Here is a 14776-nt window from a genome sequence, read left to right on the forward strand (position 1 = left end):
CGAACAAGAACAAGACCGGGAGCGTGGATGAACATCAAGCAGAAACTGACATGGGCCTTCGCCATCATCGCGGGCCTACCCATTGTCCTCGTCGCCGCGCTGGTGATGCTCAACCTGCGCAGCGAAGCCCGTGACGATTTCCTGGCCAATAGCAGCCGGGAAATCCGCCAGGTCAGCAACGCGATGCACCTTTTCTTCCAGGGCATCGAACAGAACGTGGACTACCTGGCCGCGCAACCGGTCATCGCTGCCACCGGTAGCAACCTGAACAAGTACCTGACCGCCACCCCGTCCCGCGAGCTGGGGGAACAGGACAAGCAGGTGTTCGATTTCATGGCCCGCTTGGCCGAAACCCACCCCAGCTATGCTTATATTTCCTACGGCGTAAGCGATGGTGGTTATGTCGGCTGGCCCAACGACGACACATTTGCCAACTATGACCCACGCCAGCGCCCCTGGTACCAGCTGGCAGTCGCCAACCCCGGCAAGACCTTGCGCACGGCTCCCTACTACTGGGCGTCCGGTGACGTGGTGCAGATCAGTGTCGTACGCGCCGTCGACAACAGTCTCGGCAGCCTGGCCGGCGTGGTCAGCATCGACGTGTCGCTCAATGGCCTGACCGACCTGCTCAAGCAGATAAAGCTGGGCGAAAGCGGCTACCTGATGTTGGTGGAAAACAACGGCAACGTGATCGTCGACCCTCGCGAGCCCAAGCATAACTTCAAGCAACTCGACAGTTTCGGCGAAGGCTACGTCGCACTGGCCAAGGCTGGAAAGGGGCTGGTCGAAGTGGAGCTGGGCGGCGAGCGTTACATGGCCAATGTCTACCCCGACGCCCAATCAGGCTGGACCTTCATCGGTTTGATCCGCCATGACGAAGTCATGCAGACCACCACCCACCTGAGCTGGTTGATCGGCTCCATCGCCCTGGCCCTGACCGTGATCTTCGCAGGGGTCGGCGCTGCATTCGCCAAAGTCATCGTACGCCCGATCAACAGCGTCAGCAGCGCCCTGGAGGACATCGCCCAGGGCGAGGGCGACCTGACCCGCAGCCTGGAGATCCGCGGGCGTGACGAAACCGCCCAGCTGGCCAGCTGGTTCAACCAGTTCCTCGGTGCCATTCGCAGCCTGATCCAGCACATCGGCACGGCCGCCGGGCAGATCCTGCATACCTCCAGCAGCTCGACCCGCGTTTCCGGCGACATGGCCGAAGCCGCCGGGCGCCAGCGCGAGGCGGTGGACATGGTTTCCACCGCCTTCCACGAAATGGTCGCCACCGCCAACGAAGTCGCCCGCTCGTGCAGCCAGGCGGCCGACTCAGCCGACAGCGGCCAGCAGCAGGCCCGCGAAGGCCAGCAGCAGATCGACGCGGCAGTGCAGAGCGTCGACCGCCTGAGCCAGGAAATCGAGCAGTCGGCCCTGTCGATCCAGCAACTCGAGCGCGACAGCAATGCTATCCAATCGATCCTGGGCACCATCCGCTCGATCGCCGAGCAAACCAACCTGCTGGCCCTCAACGCCGCCATCGAGGCGGCCCGCGCCGGAGAGCAAGGCCGCGGGTTCGCGGTGGTGGCTGACGAAGTGCGTGCCCTGGCCAAGCGCACCGCTGACTCCACAGCCGAGATCGACGGCCTGCTGGGCAACCTGGCCTCACGCACTGCCCAGGTTGCCGAGCAGATGCATGCCAGCCTGGAGGTCTCGCAACAGTCGGTCAGCCGCATCGGGCTGGCCCGTGACAGCTTCGGGCAGATCCGCGAGTCGGTGGACATCATCCGCGACATGAACACCCAGATCGCCACTGCAGCCGAGCAACAGCACCAGGTGGCCGAGGACATCAACCGGCATATCAGCCAGATACACGGCGACGCACAGCTGGTGGCCGAACTGGCCCAGGCCGCGCGCCAGGACTCCGAGAGCCTGGCGGGGCTGTCCAACGAGCTCGATGCCCTGGTGCGCAGGTTCCGCACCTGATCCCATCCGATATCACCTCTCTGTAGGAGCGGGCTTGTCCCGCGATGGCACCGAGCTGCCATCGCGGCTGCAGAGCAAGGGCTACGCCCTTGATCGCGGGACAAGCCCACGCCCACAGGCCGGCGGATAAAGCCAGCCCCTATCGCTCGACGATGACCGTAACCCCCTGCCCTCCCGCCGCGCAGATCGAGATCAGTCCCCGCCCCTTGCCTGCCTTGGCCAGCAACTTGGCCATGTTGGCCAGGATCCGCCCGCCGGTCGCCGCGAACGGATGTCCCGCGGCCAACGAGCTGCCTTTCACATTGAGCCTGCTGCGGTCGATGCTGCCCAGCGCCCCATCGAGTCCCAGGCGGTCACGGCAATAGGCCTCGTCTTCCCAGGCCTTGAGCGTGCACAGCACCTGGGCGGCAAAGGCCTCATGGATCTCGTAGTAGTCGAAGTCCTGCAGGCTCAGGCCGTTGCGTGCCAACAGGCGTGGCACGGCGTACACCGGGGCCATCAGCAACCCCTCCTGCCCGGTGACGAAATCCACCGCGGCGGTTTCACCATCGACCAGGTAGGCCAATACAGGCAACCCACGGTCCTGGGCCCACCGCTCGCTGCCGAGCAGCACTAGTGAGGCGCCATCGGTCAGCGGCGTGGAATTGCCCGGCGTCAGGGTCCCCAGGCCGCTACGGTCGAATACCGGCTTGAGCCTGGCCAATTGCTCCAGGGTCAGGTCGGGGCGCAGGTTGTTGTCCCGGGTCAGTCCCAGGTAGGGAGTGAGCAGGTCGTCATGCCAGCCTTCATTGAACGATGCCTGCAGGTGCCGGTGGCTCAGCAGGGCCAGCTCGTCCTGCTCGATGCGCGCAATCTGCCAGGCCTGGGCCATGCGTTCGCAATGCTCCCCCATCGACAGCCCCGTGCGCGGCTCCTCGTTGCGCGGCAGCTCGGGCTTGAGGTGTTTCGGGCGCAGCTTGAGGAAGGGCTGCAGCCGCTGCATCAGGTGCTTGCCACGGTTGGCCCGCAGCAGGATGCGCCGCAGCCCTTCATTGATGGCGATCGGCGCGTCGGACGTGGTGTCTACGCCTCCGGCGATGCCGGAGTCGATCTGCCCGAGGGCGATCTTGTTGGCCACCAACAGCGCCGCCTCCAGGCCCGTGCCGCAGGCCTGCTGGACATCATAGGCCGGGGTTTGTGCCGACAGCCGCGAGCCAAGCACGCACTCACGGGTCAGGTTCATGTCCCGGGCATGCTTGAGCACCGCGCCGGCGGCCACCTCGCCCAGGCGCAGGCCATGCAGGCGATAGCGCTCAATGAGGCCCTCGAGCGCGGCGGTGAGCATCGCCTGGTTGCTGGTATTGGCGTAGGCGCCGTTGGAGCGTGCGAAAGGGATCCGGTTACCGCCCAGGATCGCGACCCGCCGAGGTGAAGCCATGCCCATCCTCCTCCTGAAACAATTTGATCCGTACAGCCTAGTACCGCGTTCGAACGACCCTGACATAAAGTTGGTCCACACTGCATGCTTGCCTTCAGGGAGACCCGCACATGAGCGATCGCTATCTCGGCTTTTCCAACTCCAACCTGGGCCGGCGCCTCGTCGATGCCCTGGGCCTGCCGCGCCCGGTGCCGCTGGAGCGCTGGCAGGCAGGCCGTCTGCGGCCGGTGGAGGGCGCCCTAGTGTTGGGCGGCGGGCCATTGGCCGCCAAGGTCGAGGCCATCGCCCCGTGCCTGACCGACACCCTCTACAGCTTCAATGGCGACGGCCTGCAAGCCCAACCCTGGGTCGCAGGCCTGGGCCCGAAGGTGAAAGCCGTGGTGTTCGACGCCAGTCACCTGTCCGACATCGACGCGCTGCGCCAGTTGCGTGAATTCTTCCAGCCGTTGTTGCGCAGCCTGGCACCGTGTGCCCATGTCGTCATCCTCGGCCGAGCCCCGGCAGGCCTCGACGCCCCCTTGGCCAGCGTGGCCCAGCGTGCCCTGGAAGGCTTCAGCCGCTCGCTGGGCAAGGAGCTGCGCGACGGGGCCACGGTGCAGCTGCTGTACGTCGACGAAGGCGCCGAAAATCAGCTCGAAGGCGCCTTGCGCTTCTTCCTGTCACCCCGCAGCGCATTCATTTCCGGCCAGGTGCTGCACCTGGCGCCCTGCGCTGCGCAGGTGCAAGACTGGACGCGCCCGCTGGCCGGGCGCCGGGCGTTGGTCACCGGCGCCGCCCGCGGCATCGGTGCGGCCATCGCCGAAACCCTGGCCCGCGATGGTGCCGAGGTGACCCTGCTGGACGTACCGGCGGCGCAGAACGACCTCGATGCTCTCGCCGCCCGCCTCGGTGGCCGCGCCCTGGCCCTGGACATCTGCGCAGCCGACGCCCCGGCGCAGCTGCTCGAGGCCTTGCCCGAGGGCATCGACATCGTGGTACATAACGCCGGCATCACCCGGGACAAGACCTTGCCCAACATGACGCCCGACTACTGGGACGCCGTCATGGCCGTCAACCTCAAGGCCCCCCAGGTTCTGACCCAGGCCCTGCTCGAAGCCGGCAAGCTGCACGACGCCGCCCGCATCACCCTGCTCGCCTCGGTCAGCGGCATCGCCGGCAACCGCGGCCAGGCCAACTACGCTGCCAGCAAGGCCGGCCTGATCGGCCTGGCCCAGGCCTGGGCGCCGAAGCTGGCCGAGCACGGCGGCACCATCAACGCCGTGGCGCCTGGCTTCATCGAGACACACATGACCGCCGCCATGCCCATGGGCCTGCGCGAAGCCGGGCGACGCCTGAGCTCCCTGGGCCAGGGCGGTATGCCGCAGGATGTTGCCGAGGCCGTGGCCTGGCTCAGCCAGCCCGGCACCGGCGCGGTCAACGGCCAGGTCCTGCGGGTCTGTGGCCAGGCACTGATGGGAGCATGACAATGACACGGCCATGGCATGATCTGCACAGCCCCGATTCGCGCACCCGCCTCTACCTGCGGGCTTTGGCCAAGCGCAAGATCAGCGGCGAACGCCTGCCCGAAGCCGGCCTGCGCTGCTTCCTGCGGGTACAGCCCGACAATTTGTCCGCTTACCGTCGGCTGTGCCACTACCCCGACCACGGCCGCCTGCCGCCGACCTATCCCCATGTCATGGCCTTCCCCCTGCAACTGCAGTTGCTCACCGCCCCGGACTTCCCCTTCCCACTCCTCGGCCTGGTGCACCTGTACAACGAAACCCAGGTCCATCGCCCGCTGGGCGGGGTCGATGGCCTGCGTTTCTCGGTCCATGCCGACAACCTGCGCCCGCACCCCAAGGGCGGCACCTTCGACCTGGTGACCGAAGCACAGGATGTGCTCGGCCCTCTGTGGCGTGAAACCAGCCGTATGCTGGTGCGCGGCCTGCATCTTGAAGGGCACGCCGAGGAAGAAGCAGACCTCGAGCCCGGCAACCTGCCCGAAGTTACGCGCTGGTACGCCGATGCTGACATCGGCCGGCGCTACGCCAAGGTCTGTGGCGACTACAACCCGATCCACCTCGGCGCGGCCAGCGCTCGGCTGTTCGGCTTCCCCATGGCCATCGCCCACGGCCTGTGGACCCAGGCCATGGCGATGGCCGCGCTGCAAGGCCACCTGCCCACCAGCGGCTACGTCTTCGAAGTGGATTTTCGCAAACCGGTGCGCCTGCCCTCGGAGGTGGTGCTCAGCGCCAGTGAGGCCGGTCCGGCAGGCGTGTTGCGCCTGGACAGCCATGGCGGCCTGCTGCACATGCTCGGCCAATGGCGCCCCCTCACCCCCCTGTAAAAGCAGGCCTGCTTTCGCGATCGGGCCGCGACGCGGCCCACGCCGCTTGCTTTGCCCCCACGCTCCCCCGAAGCTATACGCCATCAGGAGAGCCCCCATGAATCTGCAAGAACTGACCGACCGCCTGCACCAGATCCGCGACAACAACGACTGGCGCGGCTTTCACAGCCCGAAGAACCTGGCCATGGCCGCCAGTGTCGAGATGGCCGAACTGGTAGAGATCTTCCAATGGCTGAGCGAAGACCAGTCGCGCCAGCTTCCCCCGGAAGAACTCGCCCACGCCGGCCAGGAAATCGGCGATATCGTCCTGTACCTGTTGCTGCTGTGCAGCGAGCTGGGCCTGGACATGAACGAAGTGGTGCGTGCCAAGCTGGCCGACAGCGAGAGGCGCTTTGCCAAATGAACGACCGTCATTTCGATGAGCTGGCCACCCGCTTCGCCGAGAAGATCTACGGCGGGGCCAAGGGTGCGATCCGCCTGGCGGTGCTCCAGGCCGACCTCGCCGAAACGCTACCCGACCGCCCCCTGCGCGTGCTCGATATCGGCGCGGGCCTGGGCCATATGGCCCTGTGGTTGGCCGAACGAGGCCACCAGCTGACCCTGGCCGAACCGGCCGCGCCCATGCTCGAAGGCGCCCGCGCGCGCTTCGCCGAGGCTGGCCAGACGGCCACCTTCATCCAGGCCCCCTGGCAGGCGTTGCTCGGCCAGCTGACCGAACCGTTCGACGTGGTGCTGTGCCACGCTGTGCTCGAATGGCTGGCCGAGCCCGAGAGCATCCTGCCGGTGCTGCACCAGCTGACGGCCCCCGACGGCTGGTTGTCGCTGGCCTTCTACAACCGCGACGCGCTGGTCTACCGCAACCTGCTCAAGGGCCATTTCCGCAAGCTGCGCAGCAACCGCCTGGCAGGCGAAAAGCAGAGCCTAACCCCGCAAAAACCGCTTGATCCCCGGGCCCTCAAGGCGCAACTTGAACCCATGTGGCAGGTCGAAAGCGAAAGTGGCGTACGGGTGTTCCACGACTACATGCCCAAGGAATTCCAGGCCAAGGCCGAGCTGCTCGACTTACTGGAAATGGAACTGGCGCACCGCCGCCACCCCAGCTTCGCCGGCCTGGGCCGCTACCTGCACTGGATTTGTCGCCCGCATTGACACCGCTTGCCGGGAGGACCACATGCCGTACCCGCAACTGTGCCTGGTACTGTTCACCCTGACCCTGGCCGCATGCCAGGGCAGCAACCCCTATGTCGCCAGCAGCCGGCCGCTGCCACCAGCGCCGCCGCAGGCGGCGACCACGTTCGATGCCAGCGCCTACCCCGCCGCGCCACGCGACTATGGTCGCTATCGCAGCTGGAGCTGGCGCAACGGCCAATTGCCCCGCGCCAGCGCCAGCACCGACCCGGCACAACTGGCCGACGCCATCAGCGGCGCCCTCGATCAGCATGGCCTGCGCCCGGCCCGTGGTGCCAGCGGCGACCTGCTGGTCAGCGCCGATGTGCGCCTGGAACGACGCCTGCGCCAGGTGCGTGACTACGATTACTACGACCCCTACTACGGCCCGTACCCGTACGGTGGTGTCGGTTTTGGCGGTTACCACAATGGCTATGGTGCCTACGGCAGCGTGCCAGTGGTGCGCACCTACGAAGTGGAAGTGATGGTGGTGCGCATCGACCTGTTCGATGCCCGCAGCGGCCAGCCAGTGTGGAGCGCCAGTGCCGAAAGTGGCAGCGGCAAGGACTCGCCACGGGACCGTGAAGATGCCTTGCGCGAATCGGTGAGCAAGGCGCTCAGCGGCTATCCTCCCAGTTAGCTTTCAACGGAGAACCATCATGTTGCGCCGCCTCGCCCTGTTGTCTTTCACGTTGCTGCTCGCCGCGTGCGCCAACAACAATGTCACCCAAGACTTCGATGCCAGCCGCGATTTCGCCGCGTACCGCAGCTGGGCCTGGCAGGAGCCGGCCTTGCAGTACCGCCCGGACGACCCGCGGATCAAGAGCGACCTGACCGAGCAACGCATCCGCCAGGCCGTGGCCGGCCAGCTCGACCAGCGCGGCCTGCGCCCGGTGCAAGGCACTGCGCGGCCGGATGTGCGGGTGCGCACCTACCTGATCGTCGAGGACCGCCAGCAGCAGATCACCACCAATTATGGCGGCGCCTGGGGGGGTTACTGGGGCGGCTACTGGGGCGGGCCGATGTACAACGAAACCCGCAGCGTCGACTACAAGGTAGCGACCATCCAGGTGGACCTGTTCGACGGCCGCGACGGCAAGCTGGTCTGGCGCGGCAGTGCCGAGCAGATCATGAACAATTACCCACCCAGCCCGCAGGAACGTAACACCGCGATCCAGAAGACCGTGGCGCAGGTGATGGCCAACTATCCTCCTCGCTGAGCTTAGGGCTGCCCTTTCGCGGCACAAAGCCGCCCACAGGAAACCGCACTCTCCTGTAGGAGCGGCCTTGCGCCGCGAAAGGGCCGCAAAGCGGCCCCCCAGACCGCCCACCCAGAAGCCACCTTTCACCGAACCAAGGCAATTCGCCATCACCTTTACTACACTCCTTTCACCGCCGCTGCGCTGCATGGTCAAAGGCCAGCAAAGGAGTGCTCCGTGGTTCCTCATTCCGCTATCCACCAACGCGGCGCGATCGGCCTGATGGCCGCCCTCACCCTGGGCTTGGCGCTGCTCTTCATGTTGTTGGTGGTCGACAGCGGCAGGTTGTATCTGGAACAACGCAAGTTGCAACGGATTGCCGATATGGCGGCGTTGGAGGCCGCTGGGCAAAACGCCGTGTGCACGGGCACCGGCCCCCAGGCCACGACTATCGCTCGCACCGCTGCCACCCGGAACGGCCATGATGCGGGTAACCCGTTGGTGGCCAGCTGTGGGTATGTGCAGACCGGTGCCGATCAGTTGCGGGCGTTTACGGTTGATGCGTCGCGGAATGAGGCAATCAAGGTTGAAGTGGACAAGACCGTTCCCACGAGTGTCGCATCGGGTGTGTTCGCGTTAGTAGAACACGGCGGGCTTTCCATGGAGACGACCTTGCGTGCCAGCGCAGTTGCATCCAAACCTCAGCCCCCCCAGGCCATGCTGAGCATCAAAAGCACGTTGTTGAAGCTCGACTCACGCCACTCCGCCTTGCTCAATGCCCTGTTACGAGCACTTGGCAGCGATGTGCAACTGGACCTGGCAAGCTGGCAAGGGATCGCCAGTACGCAGATCAATTTGCTTGAGTATATGGAGCAGCGCGCCATCGAGTTGAATGCGGACATTGGAAATTACCAGGAAGTTCTGAGCACCTATGCACAACTGTCCACGTTGTTGCACACGGCCGTGGAAGTATTGAAACAAAACAATGCTACAGCGAAAGTTACCGATGATCTGGACAGCGTGGCAGCGACCCTCGATATACCTGGCCTGAGCCTCGGAGACGTTCTCGCTATCCAGAATGGCACCGCCAGTGCAGGCCTGGATACGAGCGTACAGCTGCTTCAACTCGTTCAAAGCATGTTGTTGGCTGCCGCCAGCGAACACGCTTTGAGTATTGATCTCACGAGTGATGTACCCGGCCTGATCAATACGCGTCTGCGGGTCAAGGTCATCGAACCCCAACAGTTCTCCGCAATCGGCGATCCTCGGTTCGATGACATAAAAATCCAGACCGCCCAAGTTCGGGCTCTCGTGTCATTGGACCTGCCCCTGCTCAATCCGATCATCGGACTCGCCAATGCCGTGGCCGATCTTGCAGCGCCCCTGACCAACGTGCTCAACAATGTGCTGAAGCTGGACCTGCGCGGAACGATCACGTCATTGACCTGCGCGCTGGGGGTACCGTGCAAGGTAAGCGACATAAAGCTGGTTCCCGACCAATTGCATGTAGATATTGGTTTGCAAGTCGGACAGGCGAGCAGCCGACTCCTGGCACCACCTGGAGGATTCAGCTGTGCCCCAAAACGTTTAACGACCAGCAACCAGAGTTCGGCGGTAAAACTGGCGCTAGGCAAAATCCCGGAGAATTTTCTCAACGATGAGAACACCCCTGTGGACGCCCTGCGCTTGATTGATATCGGTACCAATATCTGTACCAGTGTGCTTGGGCTGTTTCCAACATGTGGTACTCGTATCCCAAGCGTCGGTGGTGGCATTGGAGTACGTATCGACACCCAGCTACTCAGCGCAAGCCAAGGGACCATTTTGGATTTCACAGGTGCTTCGGCTCCCGACATCGGCCATGCGCCTGTCTACAAGGCCATTCCGAACGTCAACGACCATATCGCCGCAAGCGTGAGCGACACCCTGCAAGGTATTCACCTGGAGGCTTACAAACCCACCGTCAACAATGGTCTCGGAGATATCCTGCCAGGCGCTGCTGCGCTGCTTGGTGGCGTGAAGGCCATCCTGGAGCCCGCACTTCGCAACCTGCTGAGCCCGCTGGTCGATCCGCTGGTCAATACCCTGCTCGAAGTCCTGGGCATCGATCTGGTCAACGCCGAAGTCGGCGCCAACCTCACCTGTTCCAGCGGCCACGCTCAATTGGTGCTGTGAATCGGCAAACAAACCCTGAAACAAGCCCCTTCCGCCCCATTCGCCACACTCAAGCTCCCGCCCATCCCTTCGACGATTCCATAGCTCACCGACAACCCCAACCCAGTGCCCACGCCCGCCGGCTTGGTGGTGAAGAACGGCTCGAAGATCCGCACCATCAAGCGTGGGTCGATACCGCCGCCGTTGTCCTCCACCCACAGGGAAAGCTCACCGGGCAGCAGGGTCTGGCGGATGTTGATCCACGCTTCGCCCCGGCGCTGTTCGAGCAGGGCGTCGCGGGCGTTGATGATGAGATTGATCAGCACCTGCTCCAGCTGGTCCTGATGCCCCAGCACCTCAGGTTGCTCGTCGGGGACCTCGATGCGCAGGGCCACACCTTTGCCGCGCAGGTTGTCTTCGAGCAGCGCCACCGCCTCGGCCACTGCGCCCCAGGCGACGAAGCGCTGGCGCTCGACTTCCGAACGGCGGCCAAACACGCGCATGTGGTCCACCAGGCGCGCAGTGCGTTCGACTTGCGCCTCGATGCGGTGCAGCTTGTCTTCCAGGTAGGCCGGCTCGGCCGTGCCGTTTTCCAGGCGTTTGAGCGCATTGGCGGCGGCCATGCGCATCACGTTGAGCGGTTGGTTGATCTCGTGCAGCAAGCCGGTGGTCAACTCGCCCAGGGTGGCCATCTTGGCGCCCTGGAACAATTGCCGCTGGCTGCGCCGCACCTCGGTATTGTCGCGGCCCACGGCCTGGATCTCCAACAGCTGCCCCTGTTCATCGAACAGGCCACGGTCGGCCCAGACCCACCAGGCATGCTCGCGGCCGGGCAATTGCAGGCAGATCTCTGCGCTGCTCACGGGTTGCTCCGGGGTCAGCGCCGCAAGGCGTGCCTGGAATGCCTCGCGCTGCTCGTCCGACAGCCACTGGCCCAGGTTCATGCCCACCAGGTCCGCCGGTGCGCATTGCAGGTAATCGGCCAGGGGCCGATTGCCGAACACCAGGCCAAGGTCCGGGCGGTAGCGACAGATCATCGCCGGAGAGTCCTCCACCAGCACGCGATATCGCTCCTCGCTCTGACGTACCCGCTCGGCGGCCTCGGTCGCCTCGGTGACATCCAGCCACAGGCCGACCACCTCCACCGGCAGGCCCAGGTCATTGCGCAACAGGCGCGCCTCATCCAGCACCCAGTGGTACCCGCCCAAGTTATCGCGCAGGCGATAGCGGCAACGGGCCTGGCCATCGCGCAGCAAGGTGCGGGTACGCTCGAGCCACAACGGGCGATCCTCGGGGTGAACCGCCAGGCCCGGCTGGCGGGCCTGTTCGCTGTCCATGGCCCAGCCGAGCAAAGGCATCAGGCTGGCGCTGAAGAATTCACTGTGCAGCGCGCCCTCGGCATAGCGCTGGATGTAGATCACCGCGGGCGAGCTGGCGATCAGGTTCTCCAGCCGTGCCCGGGCCGCGCCCGCCTGCAGCTCCTGGGCCTTGAGCGCGCTGATGTCGAGCAAGAAACCCTGCAACTGGCGGTTCTGCCAACGGCCCACCCAATGGAACCAGCTCACCGTCTGGCCGTCGCCTTCCGGCATGCGCACACTCAGGCTCAGGTCCGCGCCACTGCGCGCCTGCTCGAGGGCCAACTGCGCCGGCTCGCGATCGGCCGGGTGCAGGCGCGCCAGCCACTGCTCCAGGCCCGGCTGGCCAGGCAGGTCGAAGCGTGCGGCCAAGGCATGATCCAGCTGCAGGCCGCGTTCAGCCGACCATGCCCACCAACCGGCGCCCAGCTGTTGCTGCAGCTCATTCAGGTAGTGGGCCTGGTGCTGCAATCGGGCATGCCGGTAGCGGCCCAGCAGCACCTGCGCCAAGGCATACCACGCCTGGTGCGGGCCATCGCCCTCGGACAAGGCGCCGCCGGCGCACAGCAGCCAGGCCTGGACATCCGGGCCCTCGCGGTAAGGCAGCAGCGACAGCGACACACCCCCGCACAAGGCCAGCAGCTCGTCAGGCACAACGCTGTCCAACGCCTGTGTCGACAACCAAGGTTGCAGGCGCACGTCCTCAGGCCAGGGCCAGTCGCAGCCGTTGTCGGCGAAACCGCACCACCCCTCGGCCTCGCGCAGCAGCACACGCACGGCCTGCACCTGCCAACACACGGCCAGGCGCTGCAGCTGCTCGGTGACGCAAGCCACCAAGTGGTCTTCGCTGCATTCGCGTACGGCGCGGCCGATCTCCAGCGTCAGTTGCCTCTGGTCCTGGTGCTGCCTGGCATGGGCCCCTTCGCGCAACAGGTCACCGATATCGAACAGTTGCAGCAACCAGCCATCACCCTGGCGCATCAGCCAGCCACGGGTGCGCAGGGGGTGACCGGTGACCGTATGGAAATCCAGGTCCAGCGCTTGCCCTTGCCAGTCCGCCGGTTCCCCTTCCAGCACCAACCAGCTGTGCCGCTGCAGGTAGTCGTGCACGCGGCCACCGCCTTTGAGCGGCAATGCCAACAACGTACGCAGGGGGCCGGATAACCGCAGTACGGTGCCCTGCGGGTCGAGCCACAGCTGCAAGCCCACCGCCACGGGCACCTCGGCTTCGGCTGCAGGCGGTGGCGCCCCCAGCCAACGATCGAACAGGCCCGTCACAGTTGCAGGCTCGCTTCGGCCTGCAGATGCTCAGGCAACCGAGGGACGTCACCTATCAGCGGCAGCACCAGGACCGGCAGCACATTGGTCAACTGCTCCCGGGGGTAGTCGATCGAGACGGTCAGCAGGTTGTCCACCAAAGCCACCCGCGCATGGCTGGCGGCCGAGAAACCCAGCGCCGCAGGCATCCATGCCAGCTGTTGGTCGATCACCTGACGCGCCAGGGTCTCGTAGCCAGCGCTGCCACTGCCCGGCTCCAGCGCCACGCAGCGGCGTACCGCCTCGCTGGTGGCCTGGTTGAACGACTGCAGCATGAGCATTGGCAGCGCGTAGCTGACCAACCCGTAGAACACTGCGAAAAACACCATGAAGACTGCGACAAACTCGATGGCTGCCGCGCCTTTTTGCCGTCTTGCCAGGCTTGCTTTCATGTTCGCGTCTACCCTGACTATGACACTTGCTGAAAGCATAGAACCGTTCAACGAATAGGGATGGCAATTTGCCAATGCAAAGCATTGTTCTCCTGATGTGGCTTGCCTTGTGCACCGAACAAGATCTCCGTGAACGCCAGCTTTCCAACACCCTCACCCTGGGTGTCGCAGCCTGTGCACTGGCCTGGCTGTTCGCCACCGGCCACAGTTGGATCGGCGCCGATGCCAGCGAGGCGGGCTGGGCGCTGGCCATCGTCATGCTGCTCACCCTCCCCGGCTACATGCTCGGCCGTTTCGGCGCCGGCGACGTCAAGCTGATGGGCGCCCTGGCCCTGGCCACCAGCCCGCAATATGTCCTGGGCACCTTCATCGGGGCCGGGCTGACCGTGGTGGCCTGGCTGCTGGGCCGTCGCCGGCTCTGGCTGCTGCTCAACCCAAAGGTGAAGAAGCGCCTGCAGGCCCTGGCCGAAGAGGTCGGTGACAAACAACCCTTCGCTCCGTACGTGTTGATGGGCTTCCTGTTGACGGCGGTATGGATTCAATAGTGACCTAGTGGTCATTTCGGTTGTACAACTCTTGTACATAATCGCAAAGTGCGACTACTTTCTTAGGCGGCCAGGGCACAGATGCAACGGCCGAAGTGAACAGGGAGTTGATCGTGAACAAGTACGCCAGCGCCGTGAAAATACTGGTTGTCGATGACGAACCATTGGTTGTCGAAGAGTTGTGTGAGTTTCTTGAAGGCAATGGCTATACCTGCATTCCAGCCTTTTCGGCGATCGAGGCCATCGAACGCTACCAGGCCGACGAGCATATCGGCCTGGTGCTCTGTGACCTGGACATGCCCGACATCGATGGCGTCGAAATGGTCCATGCCTTGAAAGGGATCAATGGCCGCCAGCGTGTGTTCGAGGCGATCATGCTGACGGGCCGCGCCGAGAAGCAGGACGTGATCCGCGCATTGCGCGAAGGCTTTGCCGACTACTACCAAAAGCCCATCGACCTGAAGGCGTTGCTCGAAGGCGTGCGCCACCAGGAGCAGGCGCTGATCGAGCGACGCCGCAATGTGCGGGAACTGGGCAACCTCAACCAACGCCTGCAGGAGCTGGCCGAATCCATCGATGGGCTCTACCAGGACCTGGAAAAAGCCCGTGGGCAGGGGCTGCATCGGCGCTCGACGGACGTCGAGGAAGCCGAACCCGAGCTACCGCCAGCCTTCGAGAAGCTCTCGCCGCGCCAGCTGGAAGTCGCCAAGCTGGTGGGCAAGGGCAAGACCAACTACCAGATCGCCTGTGAACTGGGCATTACCGAGAACACCGTGAAGCTGTACGTGTCCCAGGTGCTGCGCCTGACCCACATGCACAACCGCACGCAGCTGGCCCTGGCGCTGGCGCCACGCACGTCGCCCGTGCACCAACGCTTTACCGCCCATTGACCCCAAAGAGCTGTTCGCGCCGCCCCCTGTAGGAGCGGGCTTG

At 64.8% G+C, this 14776-nt stretch carries 12 protein-coding genes and 2 pseudogenes; 11 read left to right on the forward strand and 3 right to left on the reverse strand.

The window, feature by feature from the left end; genetic code table 11:
• Nucleotides 1–183 precede the first annotated feature (183 nt).
• A pseudogene (locus AC1MHZ_RS00080) lies at nucleotides 184–1113 on the forward strand (HAMP domain-containing protein); the annotation flags it as partial.
• Between the two features lie 258 nt (nucleotides 1114–1371).
• Nucleotides 1372–1971, forward strand: a pseudogene (locus AC1MHZ_RS00085) (methyl-accepting chemotaxis protein); the annotation flags it as partial.
• A gap of 139 nt (nucleotides 1972–2110) precedes the next feature.
• Here the strand turns inward: AC1MHZ_RS00085 and AC1MHZ_RS00090 are convergent.
• Complete coding sequence (locus AC1MHZ_RS00090; RefSeq protein ID WP_324818865.1) at nucleotides 2111–3388, reverse strand: acetyl-CoA C-acetyltransferase; 1278 nt, start codon at nucleotides 3386–3388, stop codon at nucleotides 2111–2113.
• Nucleotides 3389–3498: 110 nt separating this feature from the next.
• Between AC1MHZ_RS00090 and AC1MHZ_RS00095 the strand changes: the two genes are divergently transcribed.
• The 7 genes from AC1MHZ_RS00095 (at nucleotide 3499) to AC1MHZ_RS00125 (ending at nucleotide 10255) form a co-directional block, all read left to right on the forward strand.
• On the forward strand, nucleotides 3499–4851 hold the full coding sequence (locus AC1MHZ_RS00095; RefSeq protein WP_482965907.1) for a 3-oxoacyl-ACP reductase: 1353 nt from the start codon (nucleotides 3499–3501) through the stop codon (nucleotides 4849–4851).
• A 2-nt stretch (nucleotides 4852–4853) separates the two neighbouring features.
• Complete coding sequence (locus AC1MHZ_RS00100; protein WP_368829885.1) at nucleotides 4854–5714, forward strand: MaoC family dehydratase; 861 nt, start codon at nucleotides 4854–4856, stop codon at nucleotides 5712–5714.
• Nucleotides 5715–5811: 97 nt separating this feature from the next.
• Nucleotides 5812–6117: a MazG-like family protein gene (locus tag AC1MHZ_RS00105; RefSeq protein WP_084858723.1), complete on the forward strand. Its 306-nt coding sequence runs from the start codon at nucleotides 5812–5814 to the stop codon at nucleotides 6115–6117.
• Nucleotides 6114–6863 (forward strand): methyltransferase domain-containing protein, encoded by a 750-nt coding sequence (locus AC1MHZ_RS00110; RefSeq protein ID WP_084858724.1) that lies wholly within the window; start codon nucleotides 6114–6116, stop codon nucleotides 6861–6863. Before AC1MHZ_RS00105 ends, AC1MHZ_RS00110 begins: the two co-directional genes overlap by 4 nt.
• Nucleotides 6864–6885: 22 nt before the next feature.
• Nucleotides 6886–7521 carry a DUF4136 domain-containing protein gene (locus AC1MHZ_RS00115; RefSeq protein WP_084858725.1) on the forward strand — a complete coding sequence of 212 codons (636 nt, stop codon included), beginning with the start codon at nucleotides 6886–6888 and terminating at the stop codon, nucleotides 7519–7521.
• Nucleotides 7522–7540: 19 nt separating this feature from the next.
• On the forward strand, nucleotides 7541–8101 hold the full coding sequence (locus AC1MHZ_RS00120; RefSeq protein WP_084858726.1) for a DUF4136 domain-containing protein: 561 nt from the start codon (nucleotides 7541–7543) through the stop codon (nucleotides 8099–8101).
• Between the two features lie 216 nt (nucleotides 8102–8317).
• Nucleotides 8318–10255, forward strand: a complete 1938-nt coding sequence (locus AC1MHZ_RS00125) for a pilus assembly protein TadG-related protein (RefSeq protein ID WP_482965908.1) — start codon at nucleotides 8318–8320, stop codon at nucleotides 10253–10255.
• Here AC1MHZ_RS00125 and AC1MHZ_RS00130 read toward each other — a convergent pair.
• Nucleotides 10240–12867, reverse strand: coding sequence for a PAS domain-containing sensor histidine kinase (locus AC1MHZ_RS00130; protein WP_482965909.1), 2628 nt, complete (start codon nucleotides 12865–12867; stop codon nucleotides 10240–10242). The two genes, AC1MHZ_RS00125 and AC1MHZ_RS00130, sit on opposite strands and share 16 nt — an antisense overlap.
• Nucleotides 12864–13298 carry a TadE/TadG family type IV pilus assembly protein gene (locus AC1MHZ_RS00135; protein WP_084858728.1) on the reverse strand — a complete coding sequence of 145 codons (435 nt, stop codon included), beginning with the start codon at nucleotides 13296–13298 and terminating at the stop codon, nucleotides 12864–12866. Before AC1MHZ_RS00135 ends, AC1MHZ_RS00130 begins: the two co-directional genes overlap by 4 nt.
• 74 nt (nucleotides 13299–13372) lie before the next feature.
• Between AC1MHZ_RS00135 and AC1MHZ_RS00140 the strand changes: the two genes are divergently transcribed.
• Complete coding sequence (locus tag AC1MHZ_RS00140; RefSeq protein WP_084858729.1) at nucleotides 13373–13843, forward strand: A24 family peptidase; 471 nt, start codon at nucleotides 13373–13375, stop codon at nucleotides 13841–13843.
• 113 nt (nucleotides 13844–13956) lie between these two features.
• Nucleotides 13957–14733, forward strand: coding sequence for a response regulator transcription factor (locus AC1MHZ_RS00145; protein WP_084858730.1), 777 nt, complete (start codon nucleotides 13957–13959; stop codon nucleotides 14731–14733).
• Nucleotides 14734–14776: the final 43 nt, after the last annotated feature.

This window comes from Pseudomonas sp. FA-1 (genome assembly GCF_056856075.1).

Coding starts and splice junctions, on each gene's coding strand:
- AC1MHZ_RS00090 (WP_324818865.1), bottom strand. CDS start 3,388: ATGGCTTCACCTCGGCGGGTCGCGATCCTGGGCGGTAACCGGATCCCT.
- AC1MHZ_RS00095 (WP_482965907.1), top strand. CDS start 3,499: ATGAGCGATCGCTATCTCGGCTTTTCCAACTCCAACCTGGGCCGGCGC.
- AC1MHZ_RS00100 (WP_368829885.1), top strand. CDS start 4,854: ATGACACGGCCATGGCATGATCTGCACAGCCCCGATTCGCGCACCCGC.
- AC1MHZ_RS00105 (WP_084858723.1), top strand. CDS start 5,812: ATGAATCTGCAAGAACTGACCGACCGCCTGCACCAGATCCGCGACAAC.
- AC1MHZ_RS00110 (WP_084858724.1), top strand. CDS start 6,114: ATGAACGACCGTCATTTCGATGAGCTGGCCACCCGCTTCGCCGAGAAG.
- AC1MHZ_RS00115 (WP_084858725.1), top strand. CDS start 6,886: ATGCCGTACCCGCAACTGTGCCTGGTACTGTTCACCCTGACCCTGGCC.
- AC1MHZ_RS00120 (WP_084858726.1), top strand. CDS start 7,541: ATGTTGCGCCGCCTCGCCCTGTTGTCTTTCACGTTGCTGCTCGCCGCG.
- AC1MHZ_RS00135 (WP_084858728.1), bottom strand. CDS start 13,298: ATGAAAGCAAGCCTGGCAAGACGGCAAAAAGGCGCGGCAGCCATCGAG.
- AC1MHZ_RS00140 (WP_084858729.1), top strand. CDS start 13,373: ATGCAAAGCATTGTTCTCCTGATGTGGCTTGCCTTGTGCACCGAACAA.